The organism is Glycomyces mayteni, from assembly GCF_042428885.1.
Classification (GTDB): Bacteria; Actinomycetota; Actinomycetes; order Mycobacteriales; family Micromonosporaceae; genus Glycomyces; species Glycomyces mayteni.
The window spans coordinates 292,997-315,671 of sequence record NZ_JBHMBP010000003.1; the positions used below are offsets into that span (position 1 = coordinate 292,997).

General features: G+C 70.5%; 23 protein-coding genes. 6 read left to right on the plus strand and 17 right to left on the minus strand.

Features of this window, described 5'->3' with window-relative positions; all coding sequences use genetic code 11:
• The first annotated feature begins 324 nt into the window (after positions 1-324).
• From ACFFXY_RS13900 to ACFFXY_RS13915, 4 genes are read left to right on the plus strand one after another with little or no spacing between them, the layout of a single operon-like run.
• Positions 325-792, plus strand: coding sequence for a GtrA family protein (locus ACFFXY_RS13900; RefSeq protein WP_382351355.1), 468 nt, complete (start codon positions 325-327; stop codon positions 790-792).
• Positions 728-3,067: a glycosyltransferase gene (locus ACFFXY_RS13905; RefSeq protein ID WP_382351358.1), complete on the plus strand. Its 2,340-nt coding sequence runs from the start codon at positions 728-730 to the stop codon at positions 3,065-3,067. Before ACFFXY_RS13900 ends, ACFFXY_RS13905 begins: the two co-directional genes overlap by 65 nt.
• The gene (locus ACFFXY_RS13910; RefSeq protein WP_382351361.1) at positions 3,064-4,503 is read left to right on the plus strand and encodes a glycosyltransferase; all 1,440 of its coding nucleotides are present in this window, start codon (positions 3,064-3,066) and stop codon (positions 4,501-4,503) included. Before ACFFXY_RS13905 ends, ACFFXY_RS13910 begins: the two co-directional genes overlap by 4 nt.
• Positions 4,493-8,023 (plus strand): PQQ-dependent sugar dehydrogenase, encoded by a 3,531-nt coding sequence (locus tag ACFFXY_RS13915; protein ID WP_382351364.1) that lies wholly within the window; start codon positions 4,493-4,495, stop codon positions 8,021-8,023. Before ACFFXY_RS13910 ends, ACFFXY_RS13915 begins: the two co-directional genes overlap by 11 nt.
• A gap of 77 nt (positions 8,024-8,100) precedes the next feature.
• Here the strand turns inward: ACFFXY_RS13915 and ACFFXY_RS13920 are convergent, their stop codons facing one another.
• Genes ACFFXY_RS13920 through ACFFXY_RS13935 form a run of 4 tightly spaced genes read right to left on the minus strand, consistent with a single transcriptional unit; the run spans position 8,101 to position 12,331 of the window.
• A complete protein-coding gene (locus tag ACFFXY_RS13920) occupies positions 8,101-8,991 on the minus strand; it encodes a carbohydrate ABC transporter permease (RefSeq protein WP_359943864.1) in 891 nt (296 codons plus the stop codon).
• 8 nt (positions 8,992-8,999) lie between these two features.
• Positions 9,000-9,923 (minus strand): carbohydrate ABC transporter permease, encoded by a 924-nt coding sequence (locus ACFFXY_RS13925; protein WP_382351368.1) that lies wholly within the window; start codon positions 9,921-9,923, stop codon positions 9,000-9,002.
• Positions 9,924-9,950: 27 nt separating this feature from the next.
• Positions 9,951-11,345, minus strand: coding sequence for an N-acetylglucosamine/diacetylchitobiose ABC transporter substrate-binding protein (gene ngcE, locus ACFFXY_RS13930; protein ID WP_382351371.1), 1,395 nt, complete (start codon positions 11,343-11,345; stop codon positions 9,951-9,953).
• A gap of 53 nt (positions 11,346-11,398) precedes the next feature.
• Positions 11,399-12,331 (minus strand): MurR/RpiR family transcriptional regulator, encoded by a 933-nt coding sequence (locus ACFFXY_RS13935; RefSeq protein ID WP_382351373.1) that lies wholly within the window; start codon positions 12,329-12,331, stop codon positions 11,399-11,401.
• Between the two features lie 138 nt (positions 12,332-12,469).
• Between ACFFXY_RS13935 and ACFFXY_RS13940 the strand changes: the two genes are divergently transcribed.
• Entirely contained in the window at positions 12,470-13,423 is a 954-nt protein-coding gene (locus ACFFXY_RS13940) for an N-acetylglucosamine kinase (protein WP_382351376.1), read from the plus strand.
• A gap of 315 nt (positions 13,424-13,738) precedes the next feature.
• Here the strand turns inward: ACFFXY_RS13940 and murQ are convergent, their stop codons facing one another.
• Positions 13,739-14,620, minus strand: a complete 882-nt coding sequence (gene murQ, locus ACFFXY_RS13945; RefSeq protein ID WP_382351379.1) for an N-acetylmuramic acid 6-phosphate etherase — start codon at positions 14,618-14,620, stop codon at positions 13,739-13,741.
• A gap of 114 nt (positions 14,621-14,734) precedes the next feature.
• Here murQ and ACFFXY_RS13950 point away from each other — a divergent pair, with 114 nt between their 5' ends.
• The gene (locus ACFFXY_RS13950) at positions 14,735-15,649 is read left to right on the plus strand and encodes a MurR/RpiR family transcriptional regulator (protein ID WP_382351382.1); all 915 of its coding nucleotides are present in this window, start codon (positions 14,735-14,737) and stop codon (positions 15,647-15,649) included.
• 51 nt (positions 15,650-15,700) lie between these two features.
• Here ACFFXY_RS13950 and ACFFXY_RS13955 read toward each other — a convergent pair whose 3' ends face one another.
• From ACFFXY_RS13955 to rpmC, 12 genes are all read right to left on the minus strand, one after another.
• Positions 15,701-16,354 (minus strand): peptidoglycan recognition protein family protein, encoded by a 654-nt coding sequence (locus ACFFXY_RS13955; protein ID WP_382351385.1) that lies wholly within the window; start codon positions 16,352-16,354, stop codon positions 15,701-15,703.
• Between the two features lie 56 nt (positions 16,355-16,410).
• Entirely contained in the window at positions 16,411-17,103 is a 693-nt protein-coding gene (locus ACFFXY_RS13960; protein WP_382352003.1) for a GH25 family lysozyme, read from the minus strand.
• A gap of 217 nt (positions 17,104-17,320) precedes the next feature.
• Positions 17,321-19,117 (minus strand): glycoside hydrolase family 3 protein, encoded by a 1,797-nt coding sequence (locus ACFFXY_RS13965; RefSeq protein ID WP_382351388.1) that lies wholly within the window; start codon positions 19,115-19,117, stop codon positions 17,321-17,323.
• Between the two features lie 165 nt (positions 19,118-19,282).
• A complete protein-coding gene (gene rplR / locus ACFFXY_RS13970) occupies positions 19,283-19,678 on the minus strand; it encodes a 50S ribosomal protein L18 (RefSeq protein WP_382351391.1) in 396 nt (131 codons plus the stop codon).
• Entirely contained in the window at positions 19,678-20,217 is a 540-nt protein-coding gene (gene rplF / locus ACFFXY_RS13975) for a 50S ribosomal protein L6 (protein WP_359943894.1), read from the minus strand. The genes rplR and rplF overlap by 1 nt, the downstream gene beginning before the upstream one ends.
• A gap of 16 nt (positions 20,218-20,233) precedes the next feature.
• Positions 20,234-20,641 (minus strand): 30S ribosomal protein S8, encoded by a 408-nt coding sequence (gene rpsH / locus ACFFXY_RS13980; RefSeq protein WP_112137307.1) that lies wholly within the window; start codon positions 20,639-20,641, stop codon positions 20,234-20,236.
• Positions 20,642-20,725: 84 nt separating this feature from the next.
• The gene (locus tag ACFFXY_RS13985) at positions 20,726-20,911 is read right to left on the minus strand and encodes a type Z 30S ribosomal protein S14 (RefSeq protein WP_030155111.1); all 186 of its coding nucleotides are present in this window, start codon (positions 20,909-20,911) and stop codon (positions 20,726-20,728) included.
• Positions 20,911-21,480, minus strand: coding sequence for a 50S ribosomal protein L5 (gene rplE / locus ACFFXY_RS13990; RefSeq protein ID WP_106361888.1), 570 nt, complete (start codon positions 21,478-21,480; stop codon positions 20,911-20,913). Before rplE ends, ACFFXY_RS13985 begins: the two co-directional genes overlap by 1 nt.
• Entirely contained in the window at positions 21,480-21,794 is a 315-nt protein-coding gene (gene rplX, locus ACFFXY_RS13995; RefSeq protein WP_360056605.1) for a 50S ribosomal protein L24, read from the minus strand. Before rplX ends, rplE begins: the two co-directional genes overlap by 1 nt.
• 3 nt (positions 21,795-21,797) lie before the next feature.
• Positions 21,798-22,163 carry a 50S ribosomal protein L14 gene (gene rplN / locus ACFFXY_RS14000; protein WP_091039823.1) on the minus strand — a complete coding sequence of 122 codons (366 nt, stop codon included), beginning with the start codon at positions 22,161-22,163 and terminating at the stop codon, positions 21,798-21,800.
• A gap of 12 nt (positions 22,164-22,175) precedes the next feature.
• Positions 22,176-22,445, minus strand: coding sequence for a 30S ribosomal protein S17 (rpsQ, locus tag ACFFXY_RS14005; protein WP_112137313.1), 270 nt, complete (start codon positions 22,443-22,445; stop codon positions 22,176-22,178).
• Positions 22,442-22,675 carry a 50S ribosomal protein L29 gene (gene rpmC / locus ACFFXY_RS14010; protein ID WP_106361886.1) on the minus strand — a complete coding sequence of 78 codons (234 nt, stop codon included), beginning with the start codon at positions 22,673-22,675 and terminating at the stop codon, positions 22,442-22,444. The genes rpsQ and rpmC overlap by 4 nt, the downstream gene beginning before the upstream one ends.

Sequence of the window (22,675 nt, forward strand, 5' to 3'; positions counted from 1 at the left end):
TCATCCCCCGTTCGGGCAATTCTTAAAAGTCAACTACCTGACAGTCACCGGGGAAATGTAATCGCGACTTGTCCGAATCAATCGGATACGCGTGAGACGCGTGTAATCACGTAAATACTCAAACTGGACATTTGCCAACCCCCAAGTGACGCACCGTGATCGCAGGCCGGTGGCGACGGGACACATGGCCTGCTCAGGACTCTGTAGTGTGGTGGTCACAACCCGAATCGCCGAACGCACGACGCTCCATTGAAGAAGAGTCGATGCGCTTATCCGTCGTGCCTTCAGGAGGCTTATCGAATGCGTCGGCTCCGGCCGCAACTGATGCGGCTCGCCCGATTCTCAGGCGTCGGCCTGACCTGTTTCGCAATTCAAGCCGGGATACTCCTGGCGCTGAAGGGCTCCGGCGCGCCCGGCCCGGTCGCCAATGCGGTCGGGTTCCTCGCCTCGGCCCAAGTCAACTTCCTCTTGTCCACCTACTTCACCTGGGCCGACCGCCGGTCGCCGCACGTCCCGTGGCCCCGGCGCTGGGGGTCCTTCCAGGCCACCGTCGCGGTGAGCCTGGCCTGCAACACGGGCGTCTACGCCCTCGCCTCCGGGTTCCTGCCGCCGGTCGCCGCCGCCGCGGCGGGGGTGTGCGCCGGGGCCCTCCTCACCTACCTCGCGAGCGACCACCTCGTCTTCCGCCGCCGCAGGGCCGCGCAGACCGACCACTTTGGAGATTCAATTGACGATCATCGCCGACCAGCCGCAGCACTCCCCGGTCCGCACGGCGGCGCCGCCGCCGACTGACGGCGTCGCCGTGGTCATGCCCGCCTTCCGCGAGGAGGCGAACGTGGCCGCCACCGTGCAGGACTTCCTGTCGACGCTCGTGCGCGAGGGCGTCCCCCACGCCGTGATCGTCGTGGACGACGGCAGCGACGACCGCACCGGTGCGATCATCGACCGGCTCGCCACGGCCCACCCCGGACGCGTCATCGCCGTCCACCACGAGCACAACCAGGGCTACGGCGCCGCCGTGCGCACCGGCCTGGAGACCGCCCTGCGGCGCACCGGGTTCCGCGAGATCCTCCTGACCGACGCGGACTGCCAGTTCCGCGCCGGAGACCTGGTGCGCCTGCGCGAGCACAAGAAGGAGGAGCGCGCCGACGCCGTGATCGGCTACCGCCGCAGGCGCGCCGACCCGTGGCGCCGCCGCCTCAACGCGAAGATCTGGACCACCCTGTGCAAGGCCCTGCTCCAGGTCCCCGGCCGCGACGTCGACTGCGCGTACAAGCTCATCGACCGCTCGCTCCTCCAGGACCTGCGCCTGTCCGGCGAGGCCGCCGCCATCTCCCCCGAGCTCCTGTGCCGCATCTCCGGCGACGGCGCCCGCATCGTCGAGCACCCCGTCGAGCACTACCCCAGGGAGCACGGCGAGCAGACCGGCGCGCGCCTCTCGGTCGTCGTCAAGTCCCTCGTCAGCCTCGCGGTCGTCTACGCCCACATGGTCCGCGACGCGCGGCGCCTCGGATGGGCCCGGCGCCTGGCGACCCCGAAGGACCCCGGCGCGGCCCTGGTCGCCCTGGCCGCGTGCGCCGTCGCCGTGGCCGCCTACCTCTACTTCGCCGACCACGGGTACCTGCTGGCGTACAAGGACGCCAACTCGCACCTGCTCATCGCCAGACGCGTCGTCGACAGCCCCACCGCCGGGCTCGCGCAGCTCGGCGGCGTCTGGCTGCCGCTCCCGCACCTCCTGGCCGCCCCGCTGTCGCTGTGGGAGGGCCTGTACCTCAACGGGTTCGCCGGGGCGGCCGTGTCCATGGCGTCCTATGTGGTGGCGGTGCGGTTCCTGTTCGCCCACGCCCGGTCGCTCTCGGGCCACTGGGCCGGGGGCCTCACGGCCGCGGGGCTCTTCGCGCTCAACCCGAACGTGCTGTACCTCCAGGCCACGGCCATGACGGAGCTGCTGCTGTTCGCGTGCGCGATCGTCGCGCTCCACTACCTCCACGAGTGGTGCGCCGAAGGGCGCATCCGCGACCTCTCGCTGGCCTCGGGCGCGGTCCTCGCCGCGACCCTGACCCGCTACGAGGGATGGATCCTCTTCGCCGTCGCCGCCGCGATCGTCGCGCTCACCGCGCTGCGCCGCCACCGCAGGTACTCGCACACCGAGGGCTCCCTCGTCGTGTTCGGGTTCGTCGCCGGCGCCGGGGTCCTCGGCTGGATGGCGTGGAACCTCGCCATCTTCGGCGACGCCATGAACTGGAAGTCCGGCGAGTACGCCGACTCCTCCCTGTGGGTCGCCGACGGCGAGGCCAACGTCGGGTCGCTGCCGACCGCGATGGAGACCTACGGCCTCGCCTCGCTCCACAACCTCGGGATCGCCACGGCCGCACTGGGGATCGCCGGGCTCGTCCTCTACGCGGTCCACAAGCGTGCCCGGTCGCGGTGGCTGGTGCCCTACGCGATGCTCGTCTTCGCGCCGTTCTTCGTGTGGGCCCTGTACACCGGCGAGCGGCCCCTCCACGTCAGAGAGGTCATGGGCGCGCTCTACAACGTGCGCTTCGGCCTCATCATGCTCATCCCCGCCGCGGTCTTCGCCGGATACCTCATCGGGAAGCTGGTGCCCCTCCTCCCCGGCCGGCGCGTCGCCGCGGCCGCCCTGGCGGGGGCCGCCGTCGTCGGCGCCACGCTCGCCGTCGACGGCGCCGTCACCCTCGACGAGGCCGTCGAGTACCGCGCCAGCGGATGGGAGGCCGACAACGCCGCCGTCTCCGAGTGGCTGCGCGAGCACCACGACGGCGGCACCACGCTCATGATGTCGTTCGAGAACGAGTCCGTGACGTTCGAGTCCCAGGTGCCGACCGGCTCGCTCATCTACGAAGGCTCCTACCGGATCTGGGAGGAGGCGCTCGCGGACCCGCACGCCGCGGGCGTCGAGTGGATCTACATGCGGGCCGTGCCCGGCTCCGAGGACGACGTCTGGGAGGCCCTGTGGGGCACCGAGGCCCTCGACGACCACTACGACCTCGTCTACGACGAGGGCGACCGGTTCGTCTACCGCGCCGAGGACGGTGGCGCCGAATGAACCTCGACGCCCCGCCCGCCGGGCTCAGCGCCCAGCGGCTCCTCTCGACCGGCCAGACCGCCCTCGCGCTCTCGGTCGTCGGCGTCGTCGCCGCCGCGATCGCGATCGACCTGCTCACCGGCTTCGGGCCCAGCCCCCTCCAGTGGGCGCAGGGCGGCATGTTCGCCCTCATCGTCCTGTACCTGGCCGTCATCGGCTTCAAGCTCGCGATGGTCCTCGGCTCCGGCCGCTCGACCGCGATGCGCTTCGAGCCCGGTGCGCTGGAGACGTTCCCGGACTCCGAACTGCCCCGGTACACGGTGCTCGTGCCGCTGTACCGGGAGGCCGCGGTCGTCCCCGGGCTCGTCCGCCGCCTGTCCGCAATGGACTACCCGCCGGAGAAGCTGGAGATCCTCCTGCTCGTGGAGGCCGACGACGGCGAGACCCGGGCCGCCATCGCGCAGCAGCGGCCCGGGCGGACCTTCCGCACGGTCGTCGTCCCCGACTCGGGGCCGAAGACGAAGCCGAAGGCGTGCAACGTGGGCCTGGCCCAGGCCACCGGCGACCTGTGCGTCATCTTCGACGCCGAGGACCGGCCCGACCCCGACCAGCTCCGCAAGGCCGCCCTCGCGTTCCGGGTCCTCCCGGACCGGGTGGTGTGCGTGCAGGCCGAGCTCCAGTACTGGAACCCGTGGACGAACTGGCTCACCCGGTGCTTCTCGGCCGAGTACGCCACGAACTTCAGCCTCACCCTCCACGGCATGGACCGGCACCGGCTCGCGATCCCCCTGGGCGGCACGTCGAACCACTTCCGGATCGACGCGCTGCGCGACCTCGGCGGGTGGGACCCGTTCAACGTCACCGAGGACGCCGACCTCGGCATCCGCATCGCCCGGCGCGGCTGGGACGTCAGGATGATCGTCTCGGTCACCGAGGAGGAGGCGAACTCGCGGCTGGGCAACTGGATCCGCCAGCGCAGCCGGTGGATCAAGGGGTACCTCCAGACGTGGCTGGTGCACTCGCGCGAGCCGCTGAAGCTGTGGCGGGAGCTGGGGACGAGGAAGACCCTGGCGATCCACCTGACACTCGGCTTCTCGACGGTGACGACGCTGATCAACCCGCTGATGTGGCTGATGACGCTGTCGTACTTCGTGTTCGGGCCGGAGTGGATGGAGCCGCTGTTCCCGCCGGTCGTGCTCTACGGGGGCATGTTCGCGATGATCGCGGGCAACGCGCTCATGTGCTACGCGCTCATGCTCGGCTGCCTCAAGCGCGGCCTGTACGCGGCGGTGCGGGCGATGCTGACGGTCCCCTTGTACTGGGGCCTGATGAGCGTGGCGGCGTACAAGGCGTTCGGGCAGCTGCTGCGGCCCAGCAAGCGGCATTTCTGGGAGCTGACGGTCCACGGGCTGGACACGTCGGACGAGGTCGACGAGGAGGTCGTCCATGCTCGGTAAGAGGTTGGGCCGCTTGGCGGCCGGCGCCATCGTGGGCGCCGCGCTGCTGGTGGCGCCGGGGGCGGCGGAGTCGGCGCCCCCGGAGGAGTTCGAGCGGCTGCTCGTCGTGGGCGGCCTGGAGGAGCCGACCTCGTTCCGGTTCACGCCGGACGGGGACGTCCTGATCGCGGAGAAGAACGGCGCGATCCAGCTGCTGCACGACGGGGAGCTGCACGACCACCCGCTCATCGAGCTGGCGACGGCCGGGTCCGACGAGCGGGGGCTGCTGGGGATGGAGCTCGACCCGGACTTCGCATTGAACGGGTACGTGTACGTGGGGTACACGGCGTCGGACAACCTGGACCGGTTGAGCCGCTTCACGATGACCGGGCACGAGATCGACCCGGACTCGGAGCTGGTGCTCATCCAGTCGCAGCAGAACGCGAACGTGTTCCACCACTCCGGGAGCGTCAAGTTCGGTCCGGACGGGAAGCTGTACTGGACGCTCGGGATGAACACGAACAACCAGAACCCGCCGAACCTGGGGAACGTGCACGGCAAGATGCACCGCATCAACGCCGACGGGTCGATCCCCGCGGACAACCCGTTCGTGGACACGCCGGGCGCGGAGCCGTCGGTGTGGGCGTACGGGCTGCGGAACTCGTTCCGCTGGGATTTCGTCCCCAGTGGACCGAATGCGGGGAGCGTCCTCGCCGGGGACGTGGGCGGCTCGGAGTGGGAGGAGCTCAACCTCGTCGAGCGCGGCGCGAACTACGGGTGGCCGCACGTGGAGGGGGTGTGCGACGACTGCCCGTACGCGCAGCCGGTGTATGCCTACCCGCACACGGCGCCGCCCGCGAGCGCGGGCTCGATCTCCTCGGTCGAGGTGTACGAGGGCGGGCTGCTCGGGGAGCAGTACGAGGACGCGGTGTTCTTCGCGGACTACACGCTCGGGTTCGTGAAGTACCTGGAGATGGACGCGTCGTTCGAGTCGGTGGTGTCGGTGCACGACTTCGACCTGGACGCGGGGACGCCGGTGGAGCTCCAGACGGGCCCGGACGGGGCGCTGTACCAGTTGAACATCTACCCCGGGGAGCTGTACCGGATCGCGCCCTCGGGCGGGAACCGGACGCCGATCGCGAAGGCGAGCGCGACCCCCGACAACGGTTACGCGCCTTTGGAGGTGGAGTTCTCGTCGGCGGGCTCGTCGGACCCGGACGGGGACGCGCTCGACTACGCGTGGGACTTCGGGGACGGCGGCGTCTCGACCGCGGCCGACCCGGTGCACACCTACACCGAGGACGGGGTCTACCAGGCGGTGCTGACCGTGGACGACGGGGAGAAGTCGGCGCAGACGCAGGTCGAGGTCCAAGTGGGCAATACGAGACCGGAGGCGGTGGTGCTGACGCCCGAGGCGGGCCTGACCTACGACGGCGGGGACGCGATCGCGTTCACGGGGGCGGCGACCGATCCGGAGGACGGGGCGCTGGAGGGGGCGTCGCTGTCATGGACGGTGCAGTTCCACCACGCCGACCACGTGCACCCGTTCTACGGCCCGGCCGAGGGCGCTTCGGGTGAGATCGAGATTCCGCGGGCGCCGCACGGCGGGGACAACACGTTCTACCGGATCGCTTTGACGGCCACCGATTCCGGGGGCCTGACCGACACGGCGTACGTGGACGTGCATCCGAACACGGTGGAGGTGTCGATCGGCACGGACCCGCCGGGCCTGGAGTTCACGCTCGACGGGCGGCCGTACGAGGCGACGTCGAAGCGGATGGTGGTGGGCACCGAGTACGTGCTCGGCGCGGAGTCGCCGCAGTACGCGGAGGGTTCGCGGTTCGCGTTCGCGGGCTGGTCGACCGGCGCCGAGCAGCAGCACGTGTTCACGGTGCCCGACGAGGACGTGTCGGTGACGGCCGGGTTCGCGGAGCTGCCGTATCCCCCGGACCCGTGGGAGTCCCACGACATCGGCGAGCGGACCCAGTTGGGGCTCAGCAGCTTCGACGACGGCGAGTTCACGGTGACGGGCGCGGGCTGGGACGTCTGGGACCAGACCGACGAGTTCCATTTCGTGCACCGGCCGCTCGTCGGGGACGGGTCGATCACGGCCCGTCTGACCTCGCAGGAGGCGACGAACCCGTGGGCGAAGGCCGGGATCATGGTCAAGGAGGCGGCCGAGGAGGGCGCGACGTACGCGGCGGTCGCGGTGACCCCCGAGCACGGGGCGCACTTCCAGGCGGACTTCGGGACCGACGGCGGGGGCTTCGCGTACACCGAGGGCGAGGCGTGGCTGCGGTTGACGCGCGCGGGCGACGAGTTCACGGCCGAGCTGTCCGCCGACGGCGAGGCGTGGACGGTGATCGGCTCGGCCACGGTCCCGATGTCGGCGAACGCGCGGGTGGGCCTGTTCTCGACCGCGCACGACAACACGCGGTTCTCCACGGCGGTCTTCGACTCGGTCGAGGTCGCGGCGGCGGACCCGGGGCTGACGTGCGAGGACGTGGGCGACCCGGCGATCGCGGGCTCGGCGTCGTTCGACCCCGACGGGACCGCGACGCTCACGGGCGCCGGGGACGACATCTGGGGCGACGCGGACCAGTTCCACTACTGCCACAAGGCCCTCGAAGGCGACGGCGAGATCATCGCCCGGGTGGCCTCGCTGGAGGACACGAACGACTGGGCCAAGGCCGGGGTGATGGCCAAGTCCGCGGCCGAGGAGGGCGCCCCGTACGCGGCGGCCATGGCGACCGCAGCCGAGGGCGTGCACTTCCAGACCGGGTTCGACACCGATGTGGACGGACCCGACACGGCCGCGCCGGTGTGGCTGCGGCTGGTCCGGGAGGGGTCGCAGGTGACCGCGTACCACTCCCCCGACGGGCTGGCGTGGGAGCCGTTCGCGGCCGCTGCGCTCGCGGGCCCGGCGACCGTGGGCCTGTTCGTGACCTCCCACGACGGGAGCGAGGCGAGCACGGCCGTGTTCGACTCCGTCGCGGTCTACGACGCCGCGCCGCAGGTCCCGGAGCCGTGGACGTGCGAGGACGTCGGCGGGCCGCGGATGCCCGGCGACGCGGTCTTCTCGGGCGGCACCTGGACGATCGTGGGCGCCGGGGACGACATCTGGGGCGACGCCGACCAGTTCCACTACTGCCACCAGCCCCTCGACGGGGACGGGCAGATCACCGCGCGGGTGGCCTCGCAGGAGGACACCGACGACTGGGCGAAGGCCGGGGTCATGGTGAAGGCCGCGCCCCAGGAGGGCGCGGAGTACGCGCTGCTGGGGGTCACGCCCGCCAACGGCGTGCATCTCCAGTCCGGGTTCGACGCCGACACCGCCGGGACCGGCGACGGGGCGCCGATGTGGCTGCGGCTGAGCCGGACCGGCGACACCGTGACGGCCTCGTGGTCGGCCGACGGCGAGGTCTGGTCGGCGTTCGGGACGGTCGAGCTGGCGGGCGACGCGGTGATCGGCCTGTTCGTCACCTCGCACGACGGCTCCGACCCGGGCACGGCCGTGTTCGACTCGGTGGCCGTGTCGTAGACCGGCGCCGGGGGTCAGCGGAAGCCCCCGGCGCCGACCGCCGCTCGGGACGCGAAGGGGGCGTCCCGGGCGGCGGACTACTTGATGGCCCCGGCCGTCAGGCCCTCCTGGATCTGGCGCTGGAACAGCACGTACGCGACGAAGATCGGGATCATCGCGAGCACCGTCCCGGCGAACAGCGCGCCCGAGTCGCCCTCGTAGCCCTGGCGCATGGCGAGGTTCGCCAGGCCCTGGGAGATGACGGCGTCGTCGGGGTTGCGGCCCATGAGGACCAGCGGCAGCAGGAACTGGTTCCACTGCCCGATGATGTTGAAGATCGTGATCGCGATGAGGCCCGGCTTCGCCATCGGCAGCATCACCTGGAAGAACAGCCGGTAGTGCCCGGCGCCGTCCACGATCGCGGCCTCCGCGACCCCCGTTGGGAGCGTGCGGAAGAACGCGGTCAGGAAGAACACCGTGAACGGCAGCGAATAGGCGATGTAGACGATGATGAGCCCGGTGTAGGTGTTCAGCAGGCCCACGTTCCCGAGGGTCTTGAACAGCGGGAACAGGGCCAGGAACACCGGGAACATCATCCCGGCCGCGAACCCGAAGTAGATGACCCGGTTCCCGAAGAACTGGTACCTCGCGAGCACGTACGCGGCCATCGCGCCCAGGAGCATCGTCCCGGAGACGCTGAAGACCATGACCTGCAACGTGTTCAGGAAGAACGCGCCGATGTGCCCGTTCGTCCACGCGTTCGCGAAGTTCTGCCAGTGCAGCGACTCCGGCAGCGCCAGCGGCGCCGAGGCGATCTCCCGCGTCGTCTTGAACGAGGAGAGCACGATCCACACCACGGGCACGATGACCATGAGCGACCACAGCCACAGGAAGCCCTGGGAGAAGAAGTTGAGCACGGCGCCTTCGCGCGGGGCGCCGGAGGCGCGGGACTTCGCGGCGGGGGCCTTGACGGGGGTCTCGGTTGCCATGTCGAACCTCAGTACTCGATCTGCTCGCGGCGGCCGAACCGCAGCGACACCACGGCCAGGGACAGCGCGGCGAAGAACAGGACCACGCCGATCGCCGACGCGAACGCCTGCTCGCCGTGCTTGAACGCGTACTTCCAGATGACGCCGCCGACGACCTCGCTCGCCGTGTCGGGGCCGCCCTGCTCCGGTGTCATCAGGTACACCAGCACGAACACGTCCAGGGCCACGATGGACAGGTAGATCCACGCGGTCTGGACCGAGTCCCACAGCAGCGGCAGCGTGATCTTGAAGAACATCTGGAACCGCCCGGCCCCGTCGATGATCGCCGCCTCGTAGATGTCGCGCGGGATCGACGCCATCGCCGAGGAGAAGAACACCAGGTAGAACCCGACCGCGCTCCACACCAGGACCCCGATGACGGCCGCGAGCACGAACCGCTTGTCCGCGAGGAACCCGTTCACCGGCGTCGGCAGCCCGATCGCCCCGAGCGTCCCGGTGATGAGGCCGCCGAAGTTCTCCGGCGCGTACACCTGCTTCCACAGGATGCCGACGATCGCGACCGACAGCACCTGCGGGAAGAAGTACACGACCTTGTGGAACCGCGACCCGGCCACGCCCTCGATGCGGCCCTGGCGGCTGCGCCCGCCCAGGTTGAGCATGAACGCGAAGAACAGGCCCAGCGCGATCGTCACGACCGGCAGCACCACCAGGATGATCCCGGTGTGCCGCAGGGCGGGTAGGACGAACCGCTCGTCCTTGAACAGGTTCACGTAGTTGTCGAACCCGATGTAGTTGAAGGAGTTGCTCGACCCCGACCAGTCGGTCAGGGAGATCTGGAAGGCCTGGGCGAACGGCAGGATCACCAGCCAGGCGTAGAGTCCCACCGGCAGCGCCAGGAAACTCAGGATGAACGGGTACCTGCCGTGCTTCACGTCCCAGGCCCTCCTCTCGCTGCGGACCTAGTCCTCGTGGGTGAACTTGTCGATGGTGTCGTCGGCGGCCGTCTCGTCGGCCACCGCCTGCATCCGGTCGATGAACTCCGCCGCCGTCGACTCGCCCGACAGGAGCGATCCGAGCGCGGGCCGGACCTCCTCGTTCATCTTCGTGTACCAGAACCGGAAGAACGGCTGGAACAGGTCGTCGGGGTTGGACACCAGCGCGTCGGTCGCCTGCGCCGCGGGGTTGTCGAGCTCCACGCCCTTGACGATCGTCGCCGCCTGCACCGTGTCGCCGAAGATCTGCGCGCCCTCCTTGGAGAGCATGATCCGCAGGTACTCGTACGCCCCGGCCAGGTTCGTCGCGTTCTTCGGCACCACGAACGGCTCCTCGCCGCCCGCGCTGATCAGGCCCGGCTGCACCGAGCCCTCGAAGGCCGGGACGCCCATCGGCATGTACTCGAAGTCCGCGGGCGCGATCGACGCCTGCTCGTTCGGCAGCCACGACCCGCACGGGATGAACGCGGCCTTGCGCTCGTTGAACGCCGTCTGCGACTGGATGTGGTCGATGCCGGGCGTGCCTTCGAGGATGTACCCCTCGGTGTAGAGCGCGGCGAGCGCCTCGGCGGCCTTGACGACCGACTCGTGGCGCCACGCGTCGGGCTCCAGGTGGTCGATCGCCTTGAGGACCTCGACGCCGCCGTGGCGGCCCGCGAGGATCAGCAGCAGGTCGTACAGGTACACCGGGTGCTGCCCGGCGTACGTCCACGGCGCGATCCCGGCCTCCTTGATGGTCGGGCAGAGCGCGAGCATCTCCTCCCACGTCGTCGGCGGGGTCCAGCCCTGGTCGCGGAACAGCTTGGCGTCGTACCAGACCGTCCACGCCGAGAACACGTAGTTCAGGGCGTACACCTCGCCGTTGTAGGTGCCGGAGGTGAGCACGCCGTCGCGCAGGGTCTCGCGGACCGTCACCGCCGGGTCGTCGTACGAGGGCGCGTCGAGCAGCGGCGTCAGCTCCGCGAGCTCCCCGTCGGAGACGAGGGAGTCCATCGGGATCTGCTGCGCGCCCGAGTTGTCGAGCACGTCGGCGGGCTTGCCCTCGGCGAAGCGCGGCTGCTGCGTCTCGGCGATCGCCTGCGTGGCGAGGAAGGTGATCTCGGCGTCCGGGAACGCCTCGTTGTAGATGGCCTGGTGCGCGACGGCGTACTCGTTGCCGAAGCCGCCGTCGAAGATGACGACGTCCAGGGGCGCCGACGGGTCGACGCTGAACGGGTTCTCGGCGTCGTCGCCGACCTCCACGTCGTCGACCTCGTCGTCGCTGCCGCTGGTCGCGCACGCGCCCAGCGAGGAGGCCGCGAGTCCGGCGGCGGTGGCCCCGAAGAGATTGCGGCGGTTGAAAAGCGGGCGGTTGTTCCTCATGGGTATCGCTCCTGAGCGGGGGTAGAGGGTGTTGGTGCAGATCGGTCGGGCGGTCAGCCGGCGCCGTTCCGGGGCCGCGGCGTCGGTCGGTGGCCGACCACGGCTCGCGCACGCGATTCCAGGGCCTCGCTGGCCTCCGGGAAGCGCCGCTGCGCGACGGCTATGTGGACGAGATCGGCCACCAGGAGCTGGGAGTGCCTGGCGGCCAGCAGGTCCGCGCGGTGCCCGGTCTGGCGGGACGCGGACACGAGCACGACGTCGGCGATCTCGGCGATCGGCGAGTCGGGGAACGCCGTGAGCGCCACGGTCAGCGCGCCCCGGCTCCCGGCCTCCGAGAGCATCTCGACGATCTCCACGGTCGTGCCGGACATCGAGGCGGCGATCGCCACGTCCCGCGGGCCGAGGATCGCGGCGCTGGCGAGCGCGTCGTGGACCTCGGTCCAGGCCCACGCGGCGACGCCGGTGCGGTAGAAGCCCATCTGGAGCTCGCGGGCGACGATGGCGCTGGAGCCGACGCCGTAGACGTCGACGCGGCGGGCGCTCGCCACGGCGGCGGCGACGCGCTCGACGGCGGCGATGTCGAGGAGGTCCATGGTGCCGCGGAGCATCGCGGCGTCGATCGTGATGAGCTGCTTGAGGACTCGGTCGAGCGGGTCCTCGGGGCCGATCTCGCGGCCGATGTTCACGTCCCAGCCGGTCTCGTGCCTGGCCGAGGCCCTGCCGGTCTCGGTGGCGATGGCGACCCGGAGGGCCGCGTAACCGTCGTATCCGAGGTGACGGCAGAATCGTGTGATGGTTCCTGGGGAGGTGCCCGAGAGCTCGGCGAGATCCATGATCGTCGCCCGGGCCGCGGCTTCGGGGTCGGCCAAGACCTGGTCGGCCACTTTGGACATTGCCTCGGAGAGGTCGTTCGCGCCCAAGCGGATCCGTTCGAGGACACCCGCGTCCGCTGGGGCAGGCGGGGCATCTGTCCGGGTTCGGTCCATGGGCGACCCTTTCGGGAGGTGGATTCAAGAAAAACTATTACCTATGCCACACTCGTGTCAAGTTCATGAGAATTATTTTTACTGGTTTGCACCTAGAGCGGATACTGCTGGTAGCGCGAGAAGCGAGGACCCTCATACATGCATGCAAGACTCGCCGTCGGCCTAGACGCCGGCGGGACCAGCAGCCGCGCCGTCCTCATCGATGAGAGCGGAGCGGTGCTCGGCACCGGCGCGTCCGGCCCGGCCAACCCGGTCGGCGGCGACCGGGAGATCGCCCTGTCCAACATGGCGCTGGCGTTCCAGCGGGCCCTCGGCGGCATCGACCCGGCCGAGGTCGGCTCGGTGTGCGTCGGCACCGCGGGCGCGCTGTCCCTGACCGAGGAGGTGCGCGAACTCTCCGCGGACCTCAAGCGGCGCTTCGCGACCGCCTGCGAGGTCGAGGTGGTCTCGGACGCGGTCATCGCGTTCGCGGCCGGGTCCTCGGCCGCCGACGGGACCGTGATCGTCTCCGGGACGGGCGCGGTGGCGTTCGCGATCCGCGACCGCACCCCGGCGCTGCGCTCCGACGGCTACGGCTGGCTGTTCGGCGACGCGGGCTCGGGGTTCTGGCTCGGCCGCGAGGCCGTGCGGGCCGCCCTGCGCCACATCGACGGCAACGGCCCCGGCGGCCGCCTCGTCGAGGCCATCATCGCCGCCATCGCCCCCGACAAGCGCCGCTCCGGCGCGCTCGTCGCCAAGTGCATGGCGGACCCGCCCGTCCGCCTCTCGCGCTTCGCGGCCCTGGTCTGCGAGGCCGCCGACGGCGGCGACGCGGTCGCCGAGTCGATCGTCGCGCGGGCCGTGGGCCACCTGGCCGAGTCGGTCTCCTACGTCGTCGACCGCGAACTGCCGATCGTCATGGCCGGCAGCCTCCTCACCCGACCCACCCCCATCGCCGCGCTCCTCCAGGAGCGCTTCCGCCTGGTCTACCCCAAGGCCGGCATCAGCAAGGCCACCGATCCCGCCATCGGCGCGGCCTGGATGGCCGCCAGCGCCTTCGTCACCGACCCGGCCGAACGCGCCCGCCTCCACCGCCAGCTCGCCTGGCGCTGACACCCGCCCACGACGAAACGCCGCCCCCGCCCCGACTGTCACACCCATCAGTGACACTCGAACCGGGGGCGGCGCCGTTCACCCGCCGACGCGGCGTACCCGAATGCCGCCGCAGCCAGCGAATGTCGTACCCCAGGGGCACAGTTGAACCGGGGGCGCAAGCGCCCCCCTCCATTCGGCGACCCCGCGAACCGCCGGGGCCGCCGCGCCGCCCGCCGCCGTACCAGTGACGCCGCCGTAGCAGTGACACTGTCGTACCCGGCGGGCATCGTTGAACCGGGGGCGGCCGGCGGCCGCGCCCGATCCGGCGCGCCCTCAGGCCGCCAGCGCGCCCGAGAGCCTGCCGTCGGCGCGCTCCAGGCGCGCCTCCGCGTCTGCGGCGCCGACGCCGAGTTCGAGCATGACGACCGCGGTCTTCACGCGGTTGCCGGAGGCCGCCAGGGCGGCCTCGGCCTCGTCGGGGCCGGCGCCGGTGATCTCGCGGATCATGCGGACCGCGCGGGCGGCGAGCTTCTGGTTGGCGACCTTCATGTCCACCATGTAGTTCCGGTAGACCCTCCCGAGCCGCACCATGCTGATCGTCGAGATCATGTTGAGCACGAACTTCTGCGCCGTCCCCGACTTCAGCCGCGTCGAGCCGGCCACGACCTCCGGCCCCACCTCGACCTCGATCCGGTGCTCGGCCGCCTCCGAGAGCACCGTGCCCGTGTTGCACGACAGCCCCACCGTCAGCGCACCGCGCCGCCTGGCCTCGCGGACCGCTGCGACGACGAAGGGGGTGCGGCCGCTCGCGGCCAGTCCGACGACCGCGTCGGCCGGGCCGATGCCGTCGTCGGCCATCGCGGCCTCGCCCGCGGCCGCGTCGTCCTCGGTGCCCTCGACCGCGCCGCCCTCGGCGGCCTTGCCGCCCGCGATGACCGCCTTGATCAGGTCCGGGTCGGTCGAGAACGTCGGCGGGCACTCGGCGGCGTCCATCACGGCCATCCGCCCGGCCGTCCCGGCCCCGACGTACCGCAGCCGCCCGCCCTTGGCGAGCCGGTCGGCCACGGCGTCGATCGCGGCGGCCACGTCGGGCAGCACCGCGGCGACGGCGGCGGAGACGCTCGCGTCGGCCTCGTTCATGGTGCGCGCCAGGTCGAGGGTCGACAGATCCTCTATCCCCGCGTACCGGGGGTCGGCGCGCTCGGTCGCCAGCATTGCCAACAGGGTTCGCGCTTCAAGGCGCTCGGTCGGTTCACTCACAGTTGCGAGCGTAGCGCAATGAAGTAAAATTTCACCCATCAAGGTTGGAGTGAAGAATCGCGCCGCACCGTGACGAATCGCCCGCGGGTGTACCGTGACGTCATGCCAGCAAGCCGCACCGAAGCGCCCAACCTCCTGGTGCTCATCAAGTCGGTCCTGCCTTCGCTCTCGAAGGCCGAGACCAAGGTCGCCCAGGAGATCATCCGCGAGCCCGAGGCCGCCTCCACGCGCACCATCACCGAACTCGCCCGCGCCGCGGGCACCTCCGAGGCCACGGTCGTCCGCTTCTGCCGCTCCCTCGGCCTCGCCGGCCACCGCGAGCTGCGCATGCGCGCCGCCCAGGCCGTCATCGGCACCGGCGACGGCCCCGACCGCGAGATCGCGGGCGGCGACATCCCCACCGGCGCCGACATGTCCCGCATCATCGCCACGATCTCCTACGCCGACGTCGGCGCGATCACCGACACCGCCAACGCCCTCGACACCGCCGCCTGCGAGGCCGCCGTCGCCGCGCTCGCCGCCGCCGGGCGCATCGACGTGTTCGGCGTCGAGGCCTCCGGGATCGTCGCCGCCGACCTCGTGAAGAAGCTGCACCGCATCGGGTCCGTGGCCTTCAGCTGGCCCGACGTCCACTCCGCGCTCGTCGCCAGCGCCCTCGCCGGGCCCAAGGACGTCGCCGTCGCGATCTCCCACTCCGGCGCGACCACCGAGACCGTGGAGTTCCTGGAGGCCGCCCGCGACCGGGAGGCCGTCGCCATCGCGATCACCAACCACGCCCGGTCGCCGCTGGCGCAGGCCGCGGACCTGGTGCTGACGACCGCCGCGCGCGAGACGACGTTCCGCTCCGGCGCGACGGTCAGCCGCATCGCGCAGCTCATGGTCGTGGACTGCCTGTTCGTCGGCGTGGCCGCCAAGCAGCGCAAGCGCACCGCGAAGGCCCTCGCGGCCACCGCCGCGGCGGTGTCGCACCGCCAGCGGACGTGACGATCGCGCGCGGCGGTCACCGCGCCGCGCGCGATCAGCTCGTGGGCCGCGCTACCAGTCGCGGGCCGCGTCCACTTCGTCCCGCAGCTGCGGGAGCCGGTCGTGGAAGATCCCGGGGCACTGGGTCGAGTTGAAGTCCATGTGCCCGTAGATCTCGCTCGACGGGATGCCGTACTGCTCGCACGCATACGCGCACAGCGTCACCAGCGACTCCCATTGGGCCGCAGTGGGTACGGCGCCGTCGTGGTAGGCGCCCTCGTTGGAGATGCCGAGGGCGCTGCCGTTCTGGCCCGAGGTGTGGATGCCCATGATGAAGCGCTGCCCCGAGCGCAGGGCCGCGAGGCTCCCGGTGGTGCCCTCGGTGATCCAGCCGCCGCGGCTGACCACGAAGTTGTAGCCGGAGTCGCGCCAGCCGTTGCCGTCCATGTGCAGGTCCTGCACCCATTTCGCGTGGGCGTGGGCCTGCGCGCGGGAGTAGTCGGTGGTGTTCGCCGAGACCGTGTGGTGCACGATCAGCTTCGCGGGGCTCCCCTGGATGACGGGGTTGGTGCCGTTCGGGGGCCGCGCGCCCCAGACGGTGGTCGCGTCGACGTCGGGTTCGACGGCCGCGAAAGCGGGCGAGGCGCTCGCGGCGGTCACGCCCGCGGCGGCGATGAGGGCGCCGGTGCCAAGGAGGGCGCGGCGGCGGATGCGGTGGTCGTCCATGGTCTGCCTCCAGGAACGCCGTGGGCCGGGCCCCTCGGCCCGGCCCACGCGTCGCGCTAGGTGTTGTTCGCCAGCGCGAGGAGCCGCGCGGTCGAGCCGTTGAAGTAGTTCCGGTCGACGTTCCCGGAGATGCCCGAGACCGAGCCGGTGGACGTGTACTGCCAGAACGTCCAGGTGGTGCTGCTCCATCCGGCGGGGAGCGACGGGGTCGAGGCGCCCCAGTGCGCGACCCACAGGGGGCTCTTGGAGGCCATGCCGGTCCAGGAGCCGGTGCAGGTGTTCCACCACGAGGCGGTCGTGTAGATGACGACGTCGCGGCCGGTCCGGGACTTGTACGTGTTGTAGAAGTCGGTGATCCAGTTGCGCATCGAGGTGGTGCTCAGGCCGTAGCAGGCCGCGCCCGAGGGCGGGGCCTCCAGGTCGAGGGCCCCGGGGAGGGTGAGGCCGTCGGCCGACCAGGCGCCGCCGTTCGAGGCGAAGTAGGTCGCCTGCGCCGCACCGGTGGACGAGTTGGGCCGCGCGAAGTGGTAGGCGCCGCGGATGACGCCCGCGGCGTGCGCGGCCGGGTAGTTGGTGTTGAACCGGGCGTCCTTGAAGGTGGTGCCCTCGGTCGCCTTGATGTAGGCGAACTGGATGCCGGAGTTCTTGACGGACGTCCAGTTGATGGCGCCCTGGTAGTTCGAGACGTCGATGCCCGCCAGGCCCTGGGCCTGGGCGGGGCTCGCGACGGCGAGTCCGGTCGCGGTCAGGACCGCGGAGAGGAGGACCACGACCGCTGCGCGCAGTCCGTGGCGTCTTCTGAGGTTGCGGAGGGTTGCGAAGAGGTTCACACGATGCTCCCTGCTTGTCAGGAGATCTCACAAATGGGGGGAGTGCCTGGTTTGGCACTTGGCCCCAGTATGTAGATAAGTTCCACGAACAGTCAAGCCTGTGAAAATAACTTTCCGTTGCGTGGCGGTGAACGTGCTACTTGTAGCCGAGGCCGTGGCCGAAGGGGTAGAGCACGCCGCCCGAGGCGCTCGGGACGTCGACCGGGAGCGTCCCGGTCGGCTCGACCGCGCCCGCGATGACTTTGGCGAGGGCGGCAAGGGAGGGCGCGGCGTAGGAGTAGGCGGCGAGGCTCGCGTTGGCGCCGGGGAGCTGCGCGGCGTCGTAGGGCGTGCCGACCGCGGCGGTCACCACCGGGGCGGCGCCGTCGAGGAGGGCCGCCACGAGGTCGGCCTGCGGGGAGCCGGCGCGCACGTTGCGGGTGGCGACGACGACGAGGTCGCGCCCCGCGGCGGCGGCCACGGCGGCCGCGACGGCGTCGGCGTCCGGGTCGTCGCCCGTGGTGAGCGCTTCGGCCTGGAACCCGTTGGCGCTCAAGGCGGCCGCGAGCCGCTGGGTGGTGTTCTCGCCCCACCCGGTGACCAGGACCGAGCCGGAGGCGAGCGGCAGCGTGCCGTCGTTGGCCAGGAGCGTGACGGAGCGGTCGGCGATGTCCTCGGCGGCGGCGCGGTTCGCGTCGGTGCCGACGGCCTCGGCCGCCGCGCCCTCGTCGGCCTCCGGATCGTCCACAATGCCACGTGAATGCTTCAAGTCGAGAATGCGCCGCACCGATTCATCGATGCGCTCCTCGGTGAGCTCCCCCGCGGCGACGGCGTCGAGGACGGCCCGGTGCGCGAGCGGGAAGTCCGGGGGCATGAGCAGCAGGTCGGCCCCGGCCAGGAGCGCGAGGACCGGAACGCGGTCGTCGCCGTACTCGGTGCGCACGCCCTGCATGTCGAGCGCGTCGGTGACGACGACGCCGGTGAACCCGAGCCGCTCGCGCAGCAGCCCGGTGAGGATCGGCGGCGACAGCGTCGCGGGCTTGAGCGAGTCGTCGAGCGCGGGGAACTGGAGGTGGGCGGACATGACCATGTCGGTCCCGGCCGCGATGGCGGCCTTGAACGGCGGCGCGTCGACCGCCTCCCACTCCTCGGCGGTGTGCGTGATGACCGGCAGGTCCGCGTGGCTGTCGGTCGAGGTGTCGCCGTGGCCCGGGAAGTGCTTGGCCGACACCGCGACGCCCCCGGCCTGGTACCCGCGCACCTGCGCGGCCGCGAAGTCGGCGACGAGATCCGGGTCCGAGCCGAACGAGCGGACCCCGATCACCGGGTTCGCGGGGTCCACATTGACATCCGCATCGGGAGCGAAATTGTGGTTCAGGCCCATCGCGCGCAATTCCGCGCCCGCGATCCGCGCCGCCTCTTCGGCGGCGGCGGTGTCCCGGGTCGCGCCCAGCGGCATCGCGCCGGGGAACTGCGTGGCGGGCTCGCCGATGCGCACGACCGAGCCGTACTCCTGGTCCGTGGCGATGAGCAGCGGCACCGCCGAGGCGTCCTGAAGGCCGTTCGAGAGCCGCGCGACCTGCTCGGGGTCGGCCAGGCCGTTGGCCCAGTCGAAGTAGATGACGCCGCCGGGGCGGTAGGCCGCCACGAACGCGGCCCCGTTCTCGGCCCCGAGCCGCTCCAGGTTCGAGGCGACCGCGTCGGGGTCGGCGGTGTCCGCGGACTCGCCGTGGACGTACACCATGAACAACTGGCCGACCTTGTCCTCCAGGGACATCGACGCGAGCAGCTCCCCCACCGGGTCCGCGGTCGTCTCCTCCACCGGCTGGTCCCCCTCGGGCTCGTCGGGCTCGTCGCCGCCCGCGGTGGCCTCGGCGATCACGGCTCCGCCGCCGACGACCGCGAACGCGGCCGCGACACTGGACAGGAGCACGGTCTTTCGGGAGAGCTTCACCGGACGCACCCGCCCATGGTCGCTCAAGGCCTCCCGGCGCCCGCGCCCGCCCCCCTCCGGGGACGCCCAAATCACCCTGACGGGAAGTTTTCCGGCACAGTGCAGGCAAGACGAAAGCCGGGCCGGAGCAGATGCTCCGACCCGGCTTCAAGCCGTCCTAGCGGACTAGAACTTCAGACCGGCCTCGCGGGCGGCGTCGGCCAGGGCCGCGACGCGGCCGTGGTACTTGACGCCGCCGCGGTCGAAGACCACGGTCTCGACGCCGGCGGCCTTGGCGCGCTCGGCGACCAGCTTGCCGACTTCCTTCGACTTCGCCGTCTTGTCGCCCTCGAAGGCGCGCAGACCGGCCTCCACCGTCGACGCGGCGGCCAGCGTGCGGCCCGTCACGTCGTCGATGACCTGGGCCACGATGTGCTTCGAGGAGCGGAAGACCGCCAGGCGCGGCTGAGCGGCCGTGCCGGTGATCTTCTTGCGGCCGCGGAAGTGGCGGCGGTTCTTGCCGATCCGGCGGCGCTCGGACACCGACCCGGACGGGCGGCGGTTTTCGAGTTTGCTCGCCATTACTTACCTGCCTTCCCGGCCTTGCGGCGGATGCGCTCGTCGACGTACTTGACGCCCTTGCCCTTGTAGGGCTCCGGCGGACGCAGACGGCGGATGTTCGCGGCGACCTGGCCGACGAGCTGCTTGTCGATGCCCTCGACGTGCAGCAGGGTCGGCTTCTCGACGGTGAACGAGATGCCTTCCGGAGCGTCGACCTGGATGGTGTGGGAGAAGCCGAGGCTCATCTCCACGCCCTTGCCCTTGGCCTGCGCCCGGTAACCGGTGCCGTTGATCTCCAGGGACTTCTTGTAGCCCTCAGAGACGCCGACGACCATGTTGTTGACGAGGCTGCGCGCCAGGCCGTGGAGGGCCCGGGACTTCCGCTCGTCGTTCGGGCGGGTCAGGGAGTAGGTCCCGTCCTCGCCCTTCTCGATGCCGATGGGCTCGGGCAGCTCATGGCTGAGCTGGCCCTTGGGGCCCTTGACGGTCACCGTCGCGCCATCGACCTTGACGTCGACGCCGGAGGGCACCAGAATCGGCTGCTTCCCAATGCGGGACATGCTTAATACCCTCCTGCTACCAGACGTAGGCGATGACTTCGCCGCCCACGCCGCGCTTGCGAGCCTGGCGGTCCGTCAGCAGGCCCTGGGACGTGGACACGATGGCCACACCCAGGCCGCCGAGGACGCGCGGCAGCTCAGTGGACTTGGCGTAGACCCGCAGGCCCGGCTTGGAGACGCGGCGCAGGCCCGCAAGGGACCGCTCGCGGCGCTCGCCGAACTTCAGGTCGATGACCAGGGTCTTGCCGACCTTGCCCTCTTCGGGCTCCTCGGCGCGCCAGTCGGCGATGTAGCCCTCCTGCTTGAGGACCTCCGCGATGGAGGCCTTCATCTTGGAGTGCGGCATCGCGAGCTGGTCGTGGTACGCCTGGTTGGCGTTCCGCAGACGGGTCAGCATGTCTGCGATCGGGTCGGTCATTGTCATTAGCGTTGTTTACCTTTCTCACCCCGGTTCCCCGCCTTGTAGAGCGCGGCGGGGCCTGTGGCGATCGGAGCTATGGGCCCTGGGTTACCAGGAGGCCTTGTGGACGCCCGGGAGTTCACCCGCGTGGGCCATGTCGCGCACGCAGACGCGGCACAGGCCGAACTTGCGGTAGACGGCCTTCGGCCGGCCGCACTTCTGGCAGCGGGTGTAGGCGCGCACGGCGAACTTCGGCTTCCGCTTGGCCTTCGCGATGAGGGCTTTCTTCGCCATTAGTCGTTCTCCTTGAACGGGAAGCCGAGCAGCTTCAGGAACGCCCGGCCTTCGTCGTCGGTCTTCGCGGTGGTCACCAGCGTGATGTCCATGCCGCGAACCCGGTCGATCTTGTCCTGGTCGATCTCGGGGAACACGGACTGCTCGGTGAGACCGAAGGTGTAGTTCCCGTTGCCGTCGAACTGCTGGTCCGAGAGCCCGCGGAAGTCGCGGATGCGCGGCAGCGCGATCGCCAGCAGGCGGTCGAGGAACTCCCACATGCGGTCGCCGCGGAGGGTCACCTTCGCGCCGATCGCCTGGCCCTCGCGCAGCTTGAACTGCGCGATCGACTTCTTGGCCAGACGCACGAGCGGCTTCTGGCCGGTGATCGTGGCCAGGTCGGCCAGGGCACCGTTGATGAGCTTCGAGTCGCGCGCGGCCTCGCCGACACCCATGTTGACCACGATCTTGGTCAGACCGGGGATCTGGTGGATGTTCGCGTACTTGAACTGGTCCTGGAGCGCCGGGCGGATGTCGGAGCGGTAGGTCTCCTTCAGCCGGGGCTCGATCTTCTCTGCAACGTCAGTCATTACAGGTCCTTACCCGTCCGCTTCGAAATGCGGACCTTGCGGCCGTCGTCGCCGAACCGGTAGCCGACGCGGGTCGGCTGGTTGTCGGCGTCGAGCACCTGCACGTTGGACACGTGGATCGCGGCTTCCTGGGTGACGATGCCACCCGTCTTCGATCCACGCGCCGTCTGGCCGGCCTTGGTGTGCTTCGTGATGCGGTTGACACCCTCGACGAGCACGCGCTCGCGGTCGGGGTACGCCTCCAGCACCAGGCCCTCGGCGCCCTTGTCCTTGCCCGCGATGACGCGGACTCGGTCGCCCTTCTTGATCTTCATCTCTTACAGCACCTCCGGTGCGAGGGAGATGATCTTCATGAACTGCTTGTCGCGCAGTTCGCGGGCGACCGGCCCGAAGATACGGGTCCCTCGCGGTTCGCCGTCCTTGACGAGGACGGCGGCGTTCTCGTCGAACTTGATGTACGTGCCGTCGGGACGGCGCGTCTCCTTGACCGTGCGGACGATGACGGCCTTGACGACGTCGCCCTTCTTCACCCCGGCACCCGGGGTGGCGTCCTTGACGGAGGCCACGATCGTGTCGCCGATCCCGGCGTAGCGTCGGCCGGAGCCGCCGAGCACCCGGATGCACAGGATCTCCCGCGCCCCGGTGTTGTCGGCGACCTTGAGCCGCGACTCTTGCTGAATCACGTCCCGGTCCCCCTACTTCGCCTTCTCAAGGATCTCGACGATGCGGAACCGCTTGGTCTTCGACAGCGGGCGGGTCTCCATGATGGAGACGCGGTCGCCGATCGAGGCCTCGTTGTTCTCGTCGTGAGCCTTGTACTTCTTGTTGGACTTGATGACCTTGCCGTAGAGGGCGTGCTTCTTGCGGTCCTCGACCTCGACGACGGCGGTCTTGTCCATCTTGTCGCCGACTACCAGGCCTTCGAGGACCTTGCGGCGGCCGCGAGTCTGAGTTTCCTCGCTCACTTCTCAACCTCCTCCGGCGCGGCGCTCAGGCCCAGCCGGCGCTCGTTCATGACGGTGTAGATCCGCGCGATCTCCTTGCGGACCAGACCGAGCTCGTGGTTGTTCTCCAGCTGGCCGGTGGCGTTCCGGACCCGCAGGTTGAACAGCTCTTCCTTCTTCTCCACGAGCTTCGCCTGGAGTTCCTTCTCGTTGAGCTCGCGCAGCTCACCGGTGTCGATACCAGTAGCCAT

What these genes read in the sequence shown, in the direction of transcription:
- rplR (WP_382351391.1), bottom strand. Translation starts at nt 19,678, where the DNA reads ATGGCGAGCAAACTCGAAAACCGCCGCCCGTCCGGGTCGGTGTCCGAG.
- ACFFXY_RS13940 (WP_382351376.1), top strand. Translation starts at nt 12,470, where the DNA reads ATGCATGCAAGACTCGCCGTCGGCCTAGACGCCGGCGGGACCAGCAGC.
- ACFFXY_RS13985 (WP_030155111.1), bottom strand. Translation starts at nt 20,911, where the DNA reads ATGGCGAAGAAAGCCCTCATCGCGAAGGCCAAGCGGAAGCCGAAGTTC.
- ACFFXY_RS13955 (WP_382351385.1), bottom strand. Translation starts at nt 16,354, where the DNA reads ATGGACGACCACCGCATCCGCCGCCGCGCCCTCCTTGGCACCGGCGCC.
- rpmC (WP_106361886.1), bottom strand. Translation starts at nt 22,675, where the DNA reads ATGGCTACTGGTATCGACACCGGTGAGCTGCGCGAGCTCAACGAGAAG.
- rplE (WP_106361888.1), bottom strand. Translation starts at nt 21,480, where the DNA reads ATGACTGACGTTGCAGAGAAGATCGAGCCCCGGCTGAAGGAGACCTAC.
- rplF (WP_359943894.1), bottom strand. Translation starts at nt 20,217, where the DNA reads ATGTCCCGCATTGGGAAGCAGCCGATTCTGGTGCCCTCCGGCGTCGAC.
- ACFFXY_RS13935 (WP_382351373.1), bottom strand. Translation starts at nt 12,331, where the DNA reads ATGGACCGAACCCGGACAGATGCCCCGCCTGCCCCAGCGGACGCGGGT.
- rplX (WP_360056605.1), bottom strand. Translation starts at nt 21,794, where the DNA reads ATGAAGATCAAGAAGGGCGACCGAGTCCGCGTCATCGCGGGCAAGGAC.
- ngcE (WP_382351371.1), bottom strand. Translation starts at nt 11,345, where the DNA reads ATGAGGAACAACCGCCCGCTTTTCAACCGCCGCAATCTCTTCGGGGCC.
- murQ (WP_382351379.1), bottom strand. Translation starts at nt 14,620, where the DNA reads ATGCTGGCGACCGAGCGCGCCGACCCCCGGTACGCGGGGATAGAGGAT.
- ACFFXY_RS13920 (WP_359943864.1), bottom strand. Translation starts at nt 8,991, where the DNA reads ATGGCAACCGAGACCCCCGTCAAGGCCCCCGCCGCGAAGTCCCGCGCC.
- ACFFXY_RS13900 (WP_382351355.1), top strand. Translation starts at nt 325, where the DNA reads ATGCGGCTCGCCCGATTCTCAGGCGTCGGCCTGACCTGTTTCGCAATT.
- ACFFXY_RS13915 (WP_382351364.1), top strand. Translation starts at nt 4,493, where the DNA reads ATGCTCGGTAAGAGGTTGGGCCGCTTGGCGGCCGGCGCCATCGTGGGC.
- ACFFXY_RS13910 (WP_382351361.1), top strand. Translation starts at nt 3,064, where the DNA reads ATGAACCTCGACGCCCCGCCCGCCGGGCTCAGCGCCCAGCGGCTCCTC.
- rpsH (WP_112137307.1), bottom strand. Translation starts at nt 20,641, where the DNA reads ATGACAATGACCGACCCGATCGCAGACATGCTGACCCGTCTGCGGAAC.